16 protein-coding genes are annotated in these 16571 nt (G+C 60.5%); 15 read left to right on the top strand and 1 reads right to left on the bottom strand.

What is annotated here, in order from left to right:
• Positions 1-66: 66 nt before the first annotated feature.
• From DXD48_RS05135 to DXD48_RS05205, 15 genes are all read left to right on the top strand, one after another.
• Positions 67-552, top strand: coding sequence for a YraN family protein (locus tag DXD48_RS05135; protein ID WP_117564260.1), 486 nt, complete (start codon positions 67-69; stop codon positions 550-552).
• Positions 552-2075, top strand: a complete 1524-nt coding sequence (locus DXD48_RS05140; protein WP_117564261.1) for a YifB family Mg chelatase-like AAA ATPase — start codon at positions 552-554, stop codon at positions 2073-2075. The genes DXD48_RS05135 and DXD48_RS05140 overlap by 1 nt, the downstream gene beginning before the upstream one ends.
• Positions 2072-3007 (top strand): DNA-processing protein DprA, encoded by a 936-nt coding sequence (locus DXD48_RS05145; protein WP_334202454.1) that lies wholly within the window; start codon positions 2072-2074, stop codon positions 3005-3007. Before DXD48_RS05140 ends, DXD48_RS05145 begins: the two co-directional genes overlap by 4 nt.
• A 14-nt stretch (positions 3008-3021) precedes the next feature.
• A complete protein-coding gene (trmFO, locus tag DXD48_RS05150; RefSeq protein WP_117564262.1) occupies positions 3022-4359 on the top strand; it encodes a methylenetetrahydrofolate--tRNA-(uracil(54)-C(5))-methyltransferase (FADH(2)-oxidizing) TrmFO in 1338 nt (445 codons plus the stop codon).
• 8 nt (positions 4360-4367) lie between these two features.
• On the top strand, positions 4368-5276 hold the full coding sequence (locus DXD48_RS05155; RefSeq protein WP_370446300.1) for a tyrosine recombinase XerC: 909 nt from the start codon (positions 4368-4370) through the stop codon (positions 5274-5276).
• Between the two features lie 219 nt (positions 5277-5495).
• Positions 5496-6224 (top strand): 30S ribosomal protein S2, encoded by a 729-nt coding sequence (gene rpsB, locus DXD48_RS05160; protein ID WP_006236109.1) that lies wholly within the window; start codon positions 5496-5498, stop codon positions 6222-6224.
• A gap of 45 nt (positions 6225-6269) precedes the next feature.
• The gene (gene tsf, locus DXD48_RS05165) at positions 6270-7139 is read left to right on the top strand and encodes a translation elongation factor Ts (RefSeq protein ID WP_022094736.1); all 870 of its coding nucleotides are present in this window, start codon (positions 6270-6272) and stop codon (positions 7137-7139) included.
• Between the two features lie 117 nt (positions 7140-7256).
• A complete protein-coding gene (gene pyrH, locus DXD48_RS05170) occupies positions 7257-7979 on the top strand; it encodes a UMP kinase (protein ID WP_040359955.1) in 723 nt (240 codons plus the stop codon).
• Between the two features lie 2 nt (positions 7980-7981).
• Positions 7982-8518, top strand: coding sequence for a ribosome recycling factor (gene frr / locus DXD48_RS05175; protein WP_006236112.1), 537 nt, complete (start codon positions 7982-7984; stop codon positions 8516-8518).
• 1 nt (position 8519) lies between these two features.
• Complete coding sequence (locus DXD48_RS05180; RefSeq protein WP_117564264.1) at positions 8520-9314, top strand: isoprenyl transferase; 795 nt, start codon at positions 8520-8522, stop codon at positions 9312-9314.
• A 2-nt stretch (positions 9315-9316) separates the two neighbouring features.
• Complete coding sequence (locus DXD48_RS05185) at positions 9317-10231, top strand: phosphatidate cytidylyltransferase (RefSeq protein ID WP_233514965.1); 915 nt, start codon at positions 9317-9319, stop codon at positions 10229-10231.
• Positions 10231-11418, top strand: coding sequence for a 1-deoxy-D-xylulose-5-phosphate reductoisomerase (dxr, locus tag DXD48_RS05190; RefSeq protein WP_117564265.1), 1188 nt, complete (start codon positions 10231-10233; stop codon positions 11416-11418). Before DXD48_RS05185 ends, dxr begins: the two co-directional genes overlap by 1 nt.
• 25 nt (positions 11419-11443) lie before the next feature.
• Entirely contained in the window at positions 11444-12805 is a 1362-nt protein-coding gene (locus tag DXD48_RS05195; protein WP_117564266.1) for an RIP metalloprotease, read from the top strand.
• A gap of 13 nt (positions 12806-12818) precedes the next feature.
• Positions 12819-13901, top strand: a complete 1083-nt coding sequence (gene ispG / locus DXD48_RS05200) for a flavodoxin-dependent (E)-4-hydroxy-3-methylbut-2-enyl-diphosphate synthase (RefSeq protein WP_117564267.1) — start codon at positions 12819-12821, stop codon at positions 13899-13901.
• Positions 13902-15623, top strand: coding sequence for a proline--tRNA ligase (locus DXD48_RS05205; protein WP_233502345.1), 1722 nt, complete (start codon positions 13902-13904; stop codon positions 15621-15623).
• Between the two features lie 172 nt (positions 15624-15795).
• Here the strand turns inward: DXD48_RS05205 and DXD48_RS05210 are convergent, their stop codons facing one another.
• Positions 15796-16560: an aminoglycoside phosphotransferase family protein gene (locus tag DXD48_RS05210; RefSeq protein ID WP_006236119.1), complete on the bottom strand. Its 765-nt coding sequence runs from the start codon at positions 16558-16560 to the stop codon at positions 15796-15798.
• Positions 16561-16571: the final 11 nt, after the last annotated feature.

Below are 16571 nucleotides of genomic sequence, written 5' to 3' on the forward strand. Positions count from 1 at the left end.
GGTACTTACCCGCATGAAAGGTGCCCTCATCATCGGGGCAATGCAGCGTGCGGGAAAGGAGACCCCATGAGTGCCGCAAGCAAAAAGAGCAAGACGCAGCAGCTCAAGGAGCGTTGGGAAAATGGCGAGCTCGACTGCGGGGCGATGACGCCCGAGTTTATCAAGGGGCTCAGTCCCCGCGAGCTGGGCATGCTGGGCGAGCTGATCGCAATCGATTACTTTAACGAGCGCGGCTACACCTTGCTGGAGCAGGGTTATCGTTGCTCCGAGGGCGAGGCCGATCTGGTGCTGCTCGATGAGCTCGACGATGTCGTGGTGATGGCCGAGGTCAAGACCAGACGCGTTGCGCTGGATTGCAGCACGCGGGTCTTTCCCGAGGAGGCTGTGGACGCCCGAAAGCAACGCCGCTATCGCCGCATCGCAAGTTGCTATCTCATGGAACATTATCCGCTCAAGGCGATTCGCTTCGATGCCGTGGGTGTCACCATTCGCGGTGGGCATATCGCCGAGATCGGGCATCAGTACAACGCGTTCGATTGGCAGGTGTCGTGATGGCGTTCGAGACGTTTGCCGTTCACGCGGCCTGCATCCGTGGCGTCGAGGCGATTCACGTCACGGTCGAGGTCTCGCTTGCCGGCGGCGTTCCGGGCATTCAGATGCTCGGCATTCCGAGTATGGAGGTGATGGAGTCACGCGGTCGTATTCGCTGCGCGATGCGCTCCGCCGGGTTTGAAATCCCGCGCTCGGGCATTACGGTCAATCTGGCGCCTGGCGATATTCGCAAGACCGGTAGCGGCTTTGATCTGCCCATCGCCATCGCGGTATTGGCGGCCGATGGTCAGATTCCCCGCGACAACCTCGATCGTTGTCTTATCGCAGGTGAGCTTGGCTTGGACGGTACGGTGCTTCCTGTCAAGGGCGAGGTGGCGTTTCAGCTATTGGCGCGTGATATGGGGCTGTCTTTTATCGCCGGCAGGTCAGACCAGCATGTGCCACTCGCGGGCGTGGATTGTGGATTCATCGATCATTTGTCTCAGCTTGCCCATGGCATGGGCGATGCCGCGCGGCACTACTTGGATTCTGAAGTGCTCGAGGCGACCTTTGAGCCCGAGCTCGACTATGCCGACGTACTGGGGCAGGAGGTCGCCAAGCGCGGCATGGCGCTTGCGGCGGCAGGAGAACTCGGCTTGCTCATGATCGGGTCCCCGGGATCGGGCAAGACGATGCTCGCGCGTCGTATGACCGGCATCCTGCCCGAGCTTTCCGTTGAGGATCAACAGGAGGCGCTGTGCATCCATTCGGTTTTGGGTGAGAACATTGATGGCTTGTTGGCGGGGCACCGGCCCTTCCGCAGTCCCCATCACAGTATTTCGACCGCAGGTCTTATCGGCGGTGGGCGCCCGGTGCATCCGGGTGAGATCAGCCTGGCTCATGGCGGCGTGCTCTTTTTGGACGAGCTTGCCGAGTTTCCCACGAGTGTGCTGCAGACGCTGCGTCAGCCCATCGAGCGCGGCTATGTGAGGATCGTGCGCGTCGACGGGGCCTTTACCTTCCCGTCGCGCTTTCAGCTGCTGGCTGCGAGCAATCCCTGTCCCTGCGGCTTTTTGGGCGACCGTGAGGTGCCATGCCGCTGCTCGGCGGCGATGGTCGAGCGCTATCGGTCAAAGCTGCGCGGTCCTTTGGCCGACCGTATCGACATGATGATCGATGTGACCCGTCCCGACCCTCAGGTGATTATCGAGGGTGCGGAGGGTATGTCGTCTGCCGAGTTACGTGACTACGTTGTGCGCGGTCGCGCTTTTCGCGCTTGGCGCGAATCCCGTATGGACGATGCGGATGCCGAGGCCGAGGATGACGAGACACGGTCCATTGACGGCGTCGTTTCGACCTTTGAGCTCGATGATGCGGCGGAGAAGTGTGTGCTCGGCCTGTCGAAGCGCACGCATCTCACGGGCCGCGGCATCGTGCGCCTGGTGCGTATCGCGCGTACCATCGCCGACGTCGCCGAGAGCGAGCAAGTGACGCAGGACCACGTGCTCGAGGCGGCGATGTACCAGGGAAGGAGGGACCAATGATGGCCGAGGGGACCTTCGAGCTGCATCCAGGTGACGCGTTGTATCCCGAGACCGTTTTGGAGCTTTCTGATGTACCCCAGACACTCTATGTGCGCGGCAACCCCGAGGTGCTTTCGACGCCCGCGCTCTCCATCATCGGCGCGCGCAAGGCCTCTCCGTATGGTCTTGCCGTGGCAGAGCTTGCGGCAAAGGTTGCGGTCGAGGCGGGCGTGACGGTAGTTTCGGGCGGCGCGGTCGGTTGTGACCAGGCCTCGGGTTGGGCTGCGGTCAATGCCGGCGGCAAACACGTCGTGGTGCTGGGGACGGGCGCCGACGTGGTCTACCCGCGTTCGAGCGCGGGGCTTATTACGCGCACGCTCGATACGGGTGGCGCGGTCGTGTCGATCTCTCCGTGGGGCATGGGTCCGCGCAAGTTTGCCTTTCCGCGCCGCAATCGCGTAATCGCGGCCCTGTCGCAAGCCCTCTTTGTATCCGAGGCGGGTATGCCTTCCGGGACGTTTTCTACAGCCGAGGCTGCTATGGATTTGGGGCGAGAACTTCTTGCCGTGCCAGGGTCGATCCTATCGCCCGAGTCGCGTGGCACGAATTACCTCATTGCGAACGGTGCCTGCTGCATCATCGACGAGGAATCTATCGAGATGGCTATTTCACGCATCTACGGCACCCTGCGCTACTCGCGCCCCGATGCTCCCGGCATTGCCGACCTGGATCAAACACAGCAGACCGTGATGCATGCGCTCATCGCCTCTCCGCTCAAGGTCGACGACATCGCGGCGCTCGTCTCGCTCGATGCCGTCGGCGTACTCAAACTCCTGGGTTCGCTTGAGCTCGAGGGTCTTATCGAGCGCATGATGGATGGAAGGTATGCGCCCTCCAAGTTTGCCCTTCACGCTCAGACACCCTTCGGTCACAATGGAAAACATGTCAATTAGAAAGGTGTTTGCAGATGCTGTTTGATCAGGTGACGGTTATCGGTGGCGGTCTGGCGGGTTCGGAGTGCGCGATTCAGCTTGCAGATCGCGGGTTCGCCGTAAAGCTGTGCGAGATGCGCCCCCAGGTTAGCTCCCCGGCCCACCATACCGATCACCTGGCAGAGCTCGTCTGTTCCAATTCGTTTAAGTCGACCCGTCCGGATTCCGCGGCTGGTTTGCTGAAGGCCGAGCTTGAGCGCATGGGTTCAGTCCTGCTCGATTGCGCCCATCGCGCGGCTGTTCCCGCCGGCGGTGCCCTGGCGGTCGACCGCGTCAAGTTTTCCGAGCTTGTCGAGGCCGAGGTTGCCGCCCGTCCCAATATCGAGATCATTCACGGCGAGGTCACGCAGATTCCCGAAGGTCACGTGGTCATTGCCGCCGGCCCCTTGTGCTCGCCGGCGCTGAGCGAAGAGGTCATGAAGCTCGTCGGTGGCAACGCCCTTGCGTTCTTCGATGCCGCGGCGCCGATCGTCGATGCCTCCACGCTCGATATGGACGTGCTGTTCTCGCAGTCGCGCTACGAGGAGCAGGGGAGCGGCGACTATCTCAACGCTCCGCTCAACAAGGAGGAGTACGAGGTCTTTATCGAGGCGCTTACCACGGCCGACCGCGTGGTGCTCAAGGACTTTGAGGGCGGCGATCTGTTCCAGGCCTGCCAGCCTGCCGAGGAAGTTGCGCGCACCGGCAAGGACGCCATTCGCTTTGGCGCCATGAAGCCCGTCGGCCTCACCGATCCGCGAACCGGTCGTCGTCCCTGGGCGGCGATTCAGCTGCGTGCCGAGAATAAGGAGAAGACCGCCTATAACCTGGTGGGCTTCCAGACCAACTTGACCTTTGGCGAGCAGAAGCGCGTCTTCCATATGGTGCCGGGCCTGGAGAACGCTGAGTTCTTCCGCTACGGTGTCATGCACCGCAATACCTTTGTCGACGCCCCGCACGTGCTCGATGGCACCTTTGCCGTGCCCGGTACCGGCGTGCGCCTGGCCGGTCAGATCACCGGCACCGAGGGGTACATGGAAGCCGTGGCGACCGGTCTGCTCGCGGCGCTCAACACCTATGCCGAGGCTATCGGTGTCGCGGGCGTCGAGTTGCCGCGCGTGGGCGCCCTGGGTGCGCTCGTGGGCTATGCGACCGATCCTGCCACCGTGGGCTATCAACCTATGCATGTCAACTTTGGCCTGGTGCCGCCACTCGAGGATGGTAAGCGCCGCAGCAAGCGCGACCGCTACCAGGCCTATGCGGACCGTGCGCTCGAGGCCCTTGATGCCTATCTGGCCACTCGTCCTGATCTGTTTGGAGGCGACCGGTCATAGCCTTTGACCTGTACGACACCGTCGACTCGTTTATCGCCTATATCGCACGTGTCGAGGGGCTTTCTCCCAATACGGTGACGGCCTATGGCTCGAGGCTGGAGCGCTTTGCTGCCTGGTGCGAGCGCGAGGATATCGATGCTTTCGCTGCCGACGTGCGCACCATTCGTCGCTATCTTGCCGAGCTTTCGCGTGAGCAGGTGGCTCCCCGAACGCTTGCGGCGCATCTGTCGGCTATCCGATCGCTCTATCGATGGATGGCTGCCGAGGGGGTCGTGGAGGGCGATGCAGTCTCGGCGATCGCATCGCCCAAGCTGCCGCGTGACCTGCCGGGCGTCCTTACGACCAAGCAGGTCGAGGCGCTGCTCAAGACGCCTGATACCTCAACACCCGCGGGACTGCGCGATGCGGCGATGCTCGAGCTGCTCTATGCCTCGGGCGCCCGTATCTCTGAGCTCGCAGCACTCAATGTGGAGTCCATTGCGTGGTCCGAACGCACGCTGCGCCTGTGGGGCAAGGGGAGCAAAGAACGTATCGTCCCTCTGTATCGTCGTGCGCTCGAGGCGACGCGTCTCTATATTGAGGAGGGGAGGCCGGAGTTGCTCGCTCAGGCAAAGCGTCGTGACCCCGTTACCAGGCCGCATCCGCTGCTTATATCGGCGCGCGGTAATCGCATGAGTGCCGCCATGCTCAGGCGGCGGTTTCATACGCTGGCGACGCTCGCCGGCATGCCTGCCGACATCGCCCCGCATGCGATGCGCCATACCTTTGCGACCGACTTGCTCGAGGGCGGTGCGGACCTGCGCTCGGTTCAAGAGCTGCTGGGCCATGCGAGCCTGTCCACGACGCAGATCTACACGCATCTCACACCCGATCGGCTTAAGCGGGCTGTGGCTCAAGCCCATCCCCGCGGCGAATAGTGGCTGGGACGTCCCGCGCCGCGCTCAGGTGTGTGGTTTTGATTGCGGGTTGGCAGGAAGATGCATTCCTGCTATCATTCATCGGGTTGCTTCACGGCAACAGGTTTTTATCACGCACGCGCGGCTACTTCATACCGTGGTGCCCGGGCTTTGGTAGCACATGTCCGGGTTGGTTTTGGAGGATGACCCCGCGCGGAGGCAAACCACAGGAGGTTTAACATGGCTACCAAGATTAATATCCGCACCCTGCTCGAGGCCGGCTGCCACTTCGGTCACCAGACCCGTCGCTGGAACCCCAAGATGAAGCCGTTCATCTTCGGTGAGCGCAACGGCATCTACATCCTCGACCTCAAGCAGACCATCCTCGACGCCGATCAGGCCTACACCTTCGTCAAGAACGTCGCCAAGGGCGGCAATGTGCTGTTCGTCGGCACCAAGAAGCAGGCTCAGGAGGCCGTCAAGAACGCTGCTGAGCGCGCCAACATGCCTTACATCAACCAGCGTTGGCTCGGCGGTATGCTGACCAACTTCGTCACCATCCGCTCCCGCATCAACCGCATGGAGGAGCTCGAGGCCATGGTCGAGGACGGCCGCATGGCAGTGCTCCCCAAGAAGGAGCAGGCTGTGCTCGGCAAGGAGCTCACCAAGCTCCAGACCAACCTCGGTGGTGCCCGCGACATGAAGGGTCTGCCCCAGGCTCTCTTCGTCATCGACACCAAGCGCGAGGAGAACGCCATCAAGGAGGCTCAGCGCCTGAACATCCCCGTCGTCGCTCTGATCGACACCAACTCCGATCCCGACGAGGTCGAGTACGGCATCCCCTGCAACGATGACGCTATCTCTGCTGTCACCCTTATGTGCGAGCTCATGGCTGACGCCTGCCTCGCTGGCTCCGGCAAGGAGCAGGTCTCCGAGGCCGAGATGGCCGCTGAGCCCAAGGCCGAGTAAATCAGTCTTAGTTAATTCTTTTTCATCTCTTTGAAAGGAACCACAATGGCCCAGATTACCGCCGCTATGGTCAAGCAGCTCCGCGAGATGACCGACTCCCCGATGATGGAGTGCAAGAAGGCTCTCGTCGAGGCTGACGGCGACATGGACGCCGCTGTCGACGTTCTGCGTAAGAACGGTCTTGCCAAGGCTGCCAAGAAGGCTGGCCGTGAGACCAACGAGGGCGCTGTCGCCGCGTTCGTCTCCGAGGATGGCAAGACCGGTGCTCTGCTCGAGCTCTCCTGCGAGACCGACTTCGTTGGCTCCAACGCCAAGTTCACCGGCTTTGCTTCTAAGGTCGCTGAGGTTGTCGCTACCACCGAGCCTGCTGACGTCGACGCTCTGCTCGAGAAGCCGATGGGCGAGGAGACCGTTTCCTCCGAGCTCACCGAGATGATTCACATCATGGGCGAGAACATGAAGATCTCCCGCTTCGCTGCCCGCAAGGCCGAGAACGGCGCGCTCGCTTCTTACATCCACATGGGTGGTAAGATCGGCGTCCTCGTCGAGTTCGCCTTCGAGAAGGCCGAGACCGCTCAGGCTGAGTCCTTCAAGACCTTCGCTCACGACGTTGCCCTTCAGGTTGCCGCCGTCGCCCCGATCTGCGCTACCCGCGATCAGGTTCCGGCCGAGACCGTCGAGCACGAGAAGCAGATCTACATGGCCCAGGCTGCCGAGTCCGGCAAGCCCGAGGCTATCCAGGAGAAGATGGCTGTTGGCCGTCTGGAGAAGTTCTACAAGCAGTCCGTGCTCACCGAGCAGGAGTTCATCAAGGACAGCTCCCTCACCATCAAGAAGTACGCTGAGCAGGTCTCCAAGGAGCTCGGCGACACCATTACCGTCGTTGCCTTTGACCGTCTGGTCCGTGGCGAGTAAATAAGCTCTTGTAGCTGGTAATGAGCAGGCTGTGGGTTTTACTCACAGCCTGCTTTTTCATGGCTCTTATCAGAGCCTTTGATATCATATTGAGAGTCTAATTAAAGGAGGATCGCTTTGTCCGACATCCGATATAAACGAGTGCTTCTTAAGCTTTCCGGCGAAGCGCTGATGGGCGACGGCCAATATGGCATCGACCCCAAGGTTACCGATCATCTTGCCAAGCAGGTCAAGGAGCTGCTCGCCGTTGGCCATGAGGTCGGCGTCGTTGTCGGCGGCGGCAATATTTTCCGCGGCATGGCAGGCGCTGCCGGTGGCATGGAGCGTGCTCAGGCCGACTACATGGGCATGCTCGCGACCGTTATGAACGCGCTCGCCCTGCAGGATGCTTTCGAGCATAACGACGTTCCCTGCCGTGTGATGAGCGCTATCCAGATGAACGAGATCTGCGAGCCCTATATTCGCCGTCGCGCCATCAACCACCTTTCCAAGGGCAACGTCGTTATTTTTGCCGCCGGTTCGGGCAATCCGTACTTTACGACCGACACCGCCGCGGCTCTTCGTGCGTGCGAGATCGGCGCCGAGATTCTGATTAAAGCCACCAAGGTTGACGGCATCTACGACAAGGATCCCGTCAAGTGCGCCGATGCCGTCCGTTTTGACAAGATTACCTATCACGAGGTTCTCGTTCGCGGTCTGCAGGTTATGGATTCCACAGCTACGGCCCTGTGCCAGGATAACCGTATGCCTATTTTGGTCCTCAACATCGATGGCGAGGACACCGTCAAGCGCGCGCTCGCGGGTGAGCCCGTCGGCACGCTCGTCTATCAGGAGGATTAAGCATGGCAGAGAACATCACCGCCCATATGGACAAGTCGCTCGAGTCCCTCAAGCATAACTTCTCCAAGGTCCGTACCGGTCGTGCCAACGCCAACATTCTGTCCGACATCACCGTCGATTATTACGGTGTCCCCACGCCGGTCACGCAGGTTGCCGCCGTCAAGACCCCCGAGGCTCACATGCTGCTCATCGAGCCGTGGGATAAGGCGCTCATCAATGCTATCGTCAAGGCCATCGGCGCTTCCGATCTGGGTATTACCCCCAACTCCGATGGCACCGTCGTTCGTCTTCCGTTCCCGGCTCCCACTGAGGAGCGCCGTCGCGAGCTCGTCAAGGAGTGCCGCGAGTACGCCGAGCAGGCCAAGGTGTCTATCCGTAACATCCGTCGCGACTTCAACAACAAGCTCGAGCGCGATGAGGAGCTCACCGAGGACGACGTACGTCGCGAGCAGGCCAAGGTCCAGAAGCATACCGATGAGTATGTCGCCAAGGTCGAGGAGCTTCTGAAGGAAAAAGAAGCCGAGGTCATGGAGATCTAAGGTGCAATACGACGAGCATAAACTGGTCGAGTACTTTGCCGACGCCCCTGCGGGCGTCGGTTTTTCCGACCTTGACCTCAATAACATTCCGCACCATATCTCGTGCATCATGGACGGCAACGGTCGTTGGGCCACGTCGCGCGGTCTTGCACGCACCGAGGGCCACAAGGCGGGTATCGTCTCGCTGCGCGAGATCATTACCGCCTGCGTGCGCCTGGGTGTCGACGTGCTTTCGGCCTATGCATTTTCGACCGAAAACTGGAATCGACCGCAGCACGAAGTCAACGTTCTGATGCACCTGTTTGCCAAGACGTTTATCGACGAGCTGCCGCTTCTGAAGCGCGAAAATGTGCGCGTAGTCTTTTTGGGTGACATTTCCGCGCTGCCCAAGAAGACTCGCGACGTTTTTGAGCGCGGTCTTGCCGAGTGCGCCGATCACACCGGTATGACGCTGGCGCTTGCCGTCAACTACGGCGCGCGTGCCGAGATTACCCGCGCTGTCCGTCAGATCGCATCCGACGCTGCCGCCGGTAAGATCGATCCTGCCGCAATTGATGACGACATGGTGGCTTCCCACCTCTATACCGCCGGTCTTCCCGATCCCGAACTTGTGATTCGCACCTCTGGTGAGCTGCGCCTTTCGAACTATCTGCTGTGGCAGGTGGCTTATTCCGAATTCTACGTCACCGATACCTATTGGCCCGACTTTGATCGTTGGGGCCTTGTCGACGCCATTTTGGCCTATCAGGGCCGTGACCGTAGGTTTGGTGGACTGAGCAAGACCGAGGGGGCTTAATCGTGTCCGATCGTCCCAAGGCATCTGCTCCCAAGACGCCAGTTTCCGCGGCGCCTGCGCGCAAGGCTGCCACTGCGGGAGCGCCTGCAGCGAAGAGCGGCACCGGTTCGTGGCTGGCGGGCTTTATTACCCGTGCCGCCGCCGGTATCGTCTACGCCGTTGTCTTTATCCTGTGCCTGGTTTTGGGTATCGTGCCCACGGCCATCTTTGTTTCTGTCATGAGCGGTCTGTGCTGCTATGAGTTTTTCCGTATGACAAGGCTCGATGGCAAGATGGCTAACGAACGCATGGGTATCGTTGCCGCCGTACTCTTTCCGCTGTCGGCGTTGGGCGATTCGATGTTGCTGAATGCCCTGCTTTTTGCCTTGATGCTCGCTGTGGGCATTTGGTATGTCTGGTCGCCGCGTACCCGCATCTCTGATGTGGCCGTGACGCTCATGGGTCCCATCTACACTGGCTTTATGCTGTCGGCTATCGTGCTGCTGCGCGATGCCGTGCCCGGTTTTGCCGGCGCCCTGCTTTCAGTGGGCGTTTGCGCGTCCCTTTGGGTCTCCGATTCGTTTGCCTACATCGTGGGCAGCCGTATCGGCAAGCACAAGATGGTTCCCAAGATCTCCCCCAAAAAGAGCTGGGAGGGGTTTGCCGGCGGCATCTTGGGCTCGGTTTTGATTTGGCTCATCCTGTGGGCGACGCACTTCTACAAGCTCAGCCTGCCCTATGCGCTGCTATGCGGCGTGGTCGTGTCCATTCTGGGCGTTATCGGCGACCTTATCGAGTCGCGCATCAAGCGCGGTGTGGGCGTCAAGGATTCCGGCAACCTTATCCCGGGCCACGGCGGAATGCTCGATCGTAGCGATTCGCTTATCTTCGGTTGCATCACCGCACAGCTGTTGCTGATGATCGGAGGCGTGCTGTAATGTCCTTCCAGACGACGTATGGCCCCGATGGACGCCTTCGCGTTGCCATCCTGGGTTGTACGGGCTCTATCGGCACCCAGGCGCTCGATGTGTGCCGCCAGCATGCCGATCGCCTGCAGGTGACGGCGCTGTCCGTTAATTCCAGCACCTCGGAGCTCGTTGCCGCTGCCCGCGAGTTCTCGGTTCCGGCGGTTGCCGTTGCCGATGTCGCTCATGGCGATGACGCCGTGCTGCAGGAGTTGCCCGAGGGCACACAGCTCGGCGTTGGCGCGCAGGCGGTTTGCGAGCTCGCGCGTCGCGACGATGTCGACTGCGTGCTCGTCGCTATTGTGGGCGCCGCCGGTCTCGAGGCGAGCCATGCGGCCTTGACCTCGAATAAGCGCCTTGCCCTTGCCAACAAGGAGTCCCTCGTCGTCGGTGGCGACTTGCTTATGCCGTTGGCGCAACCGGGCCAGCTTATTCCGGTCGACTCTGAGCATTCCGCCATCTACCAGTGCTATCTGGGGGAGAACCCGCGCGAGGCCCACTGCATTTGGCTCACCTGCTCGGGTGGTCCGTTCTTTGGCCGCACGCGCGACGAGCTCGATCGCGTGACGCGTGCCGATGCCCTCGCGCATCCCACGTGGGCCATGGGTGCCAAGATCACCATTGACTCCGCCACCCTCATGAACAAGGGCCTGGAGCGCATTGAGGCCATGCATCTGTTTAACTGCGACCTCGATTTCATTAACGTGGTCGTGCAGCGTCAGTCCAAGATTCACTCTATGGTCGAGTTCGCCGACGGCTCCGTGATGGCGCATCTCGGTGCATCCGACATGCGTATTCCCATCCAGTTCGCGTTCTCGTATCCCGAGCGTTGGGATACTCCGGCGCCTCGTATCGATTTCCGCGAGCTGGGGCAGCTCACGTTTGATGCTGCCGACATGGATACCTTCCGCTGTCTGGCACTGGCCGAGCGTGCCGGCAAGACGGGTGGCACCATGCCGTGCGTGCTCAATGCCGCCAACGAGGTCGCCGTCGATGCCTTCCTGCACGATGGCTGCAGCTTTACCGATATCGATCGCATTGTGGAATCCTGCATGGACGCCCACGATATGCAGGTGGTCGATTCGTTTGAGCAGCTTCGCGACATCGATGCGTGGGCGCGTGAAAAGGCTGCGCAGGTGCTCGCCGCAACCCGTTCCTAACCCATAAGGATTGCTTTTTCGTTTTATGGATACTGTTCTGAGCGTTCTCTCATCGGTCTTTTGGGGCCTGCTGATGCTTTCCGTCCTCGTGTTTTTGCACGAGGGCGGCCACTTTTTGGCGGCGCGTGCCTGCGGCGTCCGTGTGACCGAGTTCTTTTTGGGTCTGCCGTGCCGCTTTGACATCCATTACACGTCGCGTCGCATTGGAACCAAGTTTGGCGTGACCCCGCTGCTGCTGGGTGGCTACGCTGCCATCTGCGGTATGGATCCGACCGATGTTTCGTGCGCCGACCGCGTGCTCGCGGCTATCTATCGTCATGGTCGCGTGACCGTGGCCGACCTTGCTGTCGAGCTCGAGCTTTCCGAGGAGGATGTGCTCGAGGCATGCGCCCTTTTGCTGGGCTGGGGCTCCATCGCGCCCTGGTATGAGGAAGGGGAGAAGCCCTCGCCGAGCTACTATCCCACCAAATATCAGACGTTGCCGCGAGACAAGGCAGGCTATACCACCTTTGATGGTCGCCGTTTCGATCGCGAACATGCGACTGCCGAGGGCGATGTGTGGGAGCTGCCGTGCGGCGAGGCCGAGTTCCTTGCGCAAGAGCGCTCGCACACCTATCTTGGCCAAGGCTTTCTCAAGCGCGCCTTTATGCTGCTCGCGGGCATTATCGTCAATATCTTGACGGGTTTTTTGCTCCTTATGAGCATCTATTCCATTGCGGGTGTCACCGTGCCGATGGATACCAACGTGATCGGTCAGGTTGACGAGGGGTCTATTGCCGCCAAGGCGGGTATCGAGGGCGGTGACGCGATCCTTTCGGTTGACGGTGTCTCATGTTCCACTTGGATGGATGTCTACGATGCCATCGGCAAGGCTGCCGGTAAGGACGATATCGCCATCGAGTACGAGCGTGACGGCAAGCAGCATTCGACCACGGTTGCGCTCAAAGAGGACGAGCGCCTAGGTGTGTATGCCTCTACGCAGGTGGTCCGTTTAGACCCCATCACGTCGGCTCGCCTGTCGTTCTCCTATGTCGTGCAGACAGCGGATGGCGTGATGCGCCTGCTCCAGCCGCAGCATACGATGGAGATTCTCGATCAGTCTTCTTCGATCGTGGGTATTAGCGTTATGTCCTCACAGGCCGCTGCTGCCGGCCCTGCCACGTTCCTTTCCTTTGCCGCCCTCATTTCGTTCTCGCTTGGCTTTATGAACCTGCTGCCCATCCCACCACTCGATGGCGGCAAGCTGGTCATCGAGATCATTCAAAAGATTGCGGGCCGCGAGCTGCCGCTCAAAGTGCAGACAATCGTCAGCTATGTCGGCATCGCGCTCTTTGCACTGCTGTTTGTCTATATGCTTCGTTCCGACATCCTTCGATTTATTCTGTAGGGGAGTGTTTGGATTGTCTTTATCCCATCCTTTGCCTCGCGAGTTGACGCGCCCCGTGCATGTGGGCGGCGTGCAGATCGGTGGTGGCGCTCCGGTCGTGGTTCAGTCTATGACCTGCACCGATACTGCTGATGCCCAGGCAACGCTTGCGCAAGTGTGCGCGTTGGCGCAGGCTGGCTGCGATATCGTGCGCGTGAGCGTGCCTACCGAGGCTGCGCTCGAGGGCTTTCGCACGATTTGTGCCGAGTCTCCGGTGCCAATCGTCGCCGATATCCATTTTAACCATAAGCTTGCCATTGGCGCTGTCGAGGCTGGTGCCTCTAAGCTGCGCATCAACCCCGGCAATATCGGCGATTGGGCTAAGGTCGATGCCGTCATCGATGCCGCGGGTGCCGCGGGCTGCGCGATTCGCATTGGCGTGAACGCGGGCTCGCTTGAGCAAGATATTGCCGAGCGCGACGACCTCACGCAGCCCGAAAAGCTCGTGATGTCGAGCGAACGCTTTGTGCGGCACTTTGAGGACCGTGGGTTTACCAACATCGTGCTATCCGCCAAGGCCCATAGCGTACAGACGACACTTGATACCTATCGCGCCCTGTCGCGCGAGATACCGCATGTTCCGCTCCACCTGGGCGTGACGGAGGCGGGGACCAAGCTTCAGGGCACCATCAAGAGCTCTGTAGGCTTGGGTATCTTGCTTTCCGAAGGCATCGGTGACACCATGCGTGTGTCGCTCACGGCCGATCCGGTTGAGGAGCCGCCGGTCGCCTGGGGAATTCTACAGTCGCTGGGCCTGCGTCGCCGTGGTCCCGAGATTGTCTCGTGCCCCACGTGCGCCCGCTGCCAGGTTAACCTGATTCCCATCGCCGAGGAGGTCACCGAGCGGCTTAAGAACTATTCCGCGCCGCTTTCGATCGCCGTGATGGGATGTGCGGTCAACGGCCCCGGAGAGGCATCTGACGCCGACCTGGGTGTTGCCTGCGGACGTGGTCAGGGTCTGCTCTTTTCGCATGGCCAGATCATTGGTAAAGTAGCTGAGGATCAAATTGTCGACGCGCTTATGGCCGAGGTCGACAAACTTATTGAGGAGAAATAAATGACCCGAGCAATGTATATGTCTAAGCTCTATGCGCCGACGCTCAAAGAGGATCCGGCGGATGCCGAGCTAGCGAGCCACCGTCTGCTGCTTCGCGCTGGCATGATCCGCAAGGAGGCCGCCGGCCTGTATTCCTATCTGCCGCTCGCTTGGCGCTCGATCCGCAAGATCGAGAACATCGTGCGCGACGAGATGGATGCCGCCGGTGCTCAGGAGCTCATGATGCCCATCATGGTCGATGCCGAGCTGTGGCGTGAGTCCGGCCGTATCGATGCCTATGGCAAGGAGCTTGTGCGCTTTGATGACCGCCACGGCCGCGAGTTTGTGCTCGGACCCACGCACGAGGAGACCGTGACTGCCCTGGTGCGCAATGAGTTGCGTTCCTACAAGCAGCTGCCAGTGAACCTCTATCACATCCAGGATAAGTTCCGCGACGAGTTCCGTCCCCGTTTTGGCCTGATGCGCGGTCGCGAGTTCATCATGAAGGACGCCTACAGCTTCTCTGCTACGCAGGAGAGCCTGCAGGGGGAGTACGACAAGATGAAGCAGGCCTATGCCAACATTTGCGAGCGCTGCTACATCAAGGCTCTGCCCGTTGTCGCCGACTCCGGCGAGATCGGTGGCGATACCTCCGTCGAGTACATGGCTTTGGCCGACGCTGGCGAGGCTTCGCTCGTCTACTGCGACGATTGCGGCTTCGCTGCCGACGATGAGGCCGCAAGCACCAAGGTCGTTGTGACCGAGGGTCCTGGCGACGGTACGCTTACCAAGGTCGAGACTCCGGGCATGGGCACCATCGAGGCCGTTGCAAAGTTCTTCGGCTTCCCCGAGAACGGCACGCGCAAGTCTCTGGCACTCCTCGACGCCGAGGGCAAGCCCGTCGTGGCCATTGTTCCGGGCGACCACGAGCTCAACGATTGCAAGGCCGAGCATGTCTTTGGCAAGGGCTATCGCATGATGACTGATGAGGAGCTCCAGACCTACGGTCTGCATAAGGGCTTTATCGGACCGGTTAACCTGCCCGAGGGCATTCGCCTGGTGTGCGACGAGAGCCTGCGCGAGTCCAAGCAGTGGGCCTGCGGTGCCAACGAGGTCGATTATCACTTTACCGGTGCCTGCCCCGAGCGCGACTTTACCGTCGACGAGTGGGCCGACCTGGTAACCGTCGTTGCCGGCGATCCCTGCCCGCACTGCGGCAAGCCGCTCTCTGCTGCTCGCGGCATCGAGGTCTCGCAGGTCTTCCAGCTGGGTACCAAGTATTCCGAGGCCATGGGCGCCACCTTTATGGACGAGGACGGCAAGGAGAAGCCGCTTATCATGGGTTGCTACGGCGTTGGTGTGTCCCGCTCGCTTGCTGCCGTCGTGGAGCAGCACAACGACGAACACGGCATCGTCTGGCCGGTCTCCGTTGCCCCGTACGAGGTCGCGGTGATTCCGCTCGATCCCAAGAAGGAGGAGTGCGCTAACGTTTGCGACCAAATCGTCGAGGGCCTGTGCGCCGAGGGTATCGAGGTTGTCGTCGATGACCGTGACGAGCGTCCTGGCTTTAAGTTTGCCGATAACGACCTCATGGGCTTCCCGTATCAGGTCGTGCTTGGCAAGCGTGGCCTCAAGAATGGTACTGTGGAGCTCAAGGACCGTGCCACGGGCGAGCGTGAGGACGTGGCGATCGACGAGGTCGTCGCCAAGATTGCCGAGCTTGTTAAGGCGGCCCGCCGTTAATCGACGTTTCTGCTATTAGATGTAATTGCGGGGCTGCTCCGTATCTCTCTTAGGATGAGATGCGGAGCAGTCTATTTTGTTGGAATAAACTCGATGGGTAAAGAAAACCCCACAGCCTATATGAGCTGCGGGGTTTTCTTGTGCCTCCGATGCGAAATAAATCGCTCAGATATTACTGATAATCGACGACGTCGATCCAGTTCTTCAGGAACTCATCGTTCACGTTGCGCTTACGAGCGAGCTCGGAAGCGGCGACGATGCTCGTCCACTGACGCACGACCTGCATGGGCATATCGGCGCGGTCGCAGTAGAGCTCCAAGTAGGCCTCAGCCTGGTCCTTGCTGTTGAGGGCGAAGAGCAGGTAGGTGGTGGCAACGTCGGCAGCAGGGGAGCCCTGGGTGGCGTGTGCCCAGTCGCACACATAGAGCTGGCCGTCGTCGCCGACGATGACGTTGGAGGGGTTGAAGTCGCCGTGGCAGACCTTGAACTCCTTGGTCATGCCGTCCAGACGCTCCTGAAGGTTGTAGCGCGTGGTGGCATTGAGCTGATCAAGGCTGTCGATCATGCGGGCGAACTTGTCGCGCTGACGGTTGAGCAGCGGGGAGGTATAGCCGTGGATCTCGATCTGGAGGTCGACGAACATCTCGAGATACTCACCAAAGCGCTGGGGCTCAGCAGTCATCTTCTCGGCAAGGGTGGTGCCCGGAACCTTCTCGGTCACGAGCGCCCAGCCGTTGGCGTTCTCGAGCTGGGAAACCTCGAGAGCCTTGGGGCTGCGGATGCCGCACTCATTGATGCGGGCAAGATTCAAAGCCTCGTTGAACACGTCGGAGACAGGCTTGGTCTCGTTAAAGACCTTGACGATCTTGTCGCCCAGGTCGTAAACGACCTTGTTGCCACGGCGGACGAGCTCGGTCTTGGAATCGGGTAGCAGCATGGTTGCATCCT

Source organism: Collinsella sp. TM05-37 (assembly GCF_003436455.1).
Classification (GTDB): domain Bacteria; phylum Actinomycetota; class Coriobacteriia; order Coriobacteriales; family Coriobacteriaceae; genus Collinsella.

What these genes read in the sequence shown, in the direction of transcription:
- DXD48_RS05140 (WP_117564261.1), top strand. Translation starts at nt 552, where the DNA reads ATGGCGTTCGAGACGTTTGCCGTTCACGCGGCCTGCATCCGTGGCGTC.
- DXD48_RS05210 (WP_006236119.1), bottom strand. Translation starts at nt 16,560, where the DNA reads ATGCTGCTACCCGATTCCAAGACCGAGCTCGTCCGCCGTGGCAACAAG.
- DXD48_RS05205 (WP_233502345.1), top strand. Translation starts at nt 13,902, where the DNA reads ATGACCCGAGCAATGTATATGTCTAAGCTCTATGCGCCGACGCTCAAA.
- rpsB (WP_006236109.1), top strand. Translation starts at nt 5,496, where the DNA reads ATGGCTACCAAGATTAATATCCGCACCCTGCTCGAGGCCGGCTGCCAC.
- frr (WP_006236112.1), top strand. Translation starts at nt 7,982, where the DNA reads ATGGCAGAGAACATCACCGCCCATATGGACAAGTCGCTCGAGTCCCTC.
- DXD48_RS05135 (WP_117564260.1), top strand. Translation starts at nt 67, where the DNA reads ATGAGTGCCGCAAGCAAAAAGAGCAAGACGCAGCAGCTCAAGGAGCGT.
- DXD48_RS05195 (WP_117564266.1), top strand. Translation starts at nt 11,444, where the DNA reads ATGGATACTGTTCTGAGCGTTCTCTCATCGGTCTTTTGGGGCCTGCTG.
- trmFO (WP_117564262.1), top strand. Translation starts at nt 3,022, where the DNA reads ATGCTGTTTGATCAGGTGACGGTTATCGGTGGCGGTCTGGCGGGTTCG.
- DXD48_RS05145 (WP_334202454.1), top strand. Translation starts at nt 2,072, where the DNA reads ATGATGGCCGAGGGGACCTTCGAGCTGCATCCAGGTGACGCGTTGTAT.
- dxr (WP_117564265.1), top strand. Translation starts at nt 10,231, where the DNA reads ATGTCCTTCCAGACGACGTATGGCCCCGATGGACGCCTTCGCGTTGCC.
- tsf (WP_022094736.1), top strand. Translation starts at nt 6,270, where the DNA reads ATGGCCCAGATTACCGCCGCTATGGTCAAGCAGCTCCGCGAGATGACC.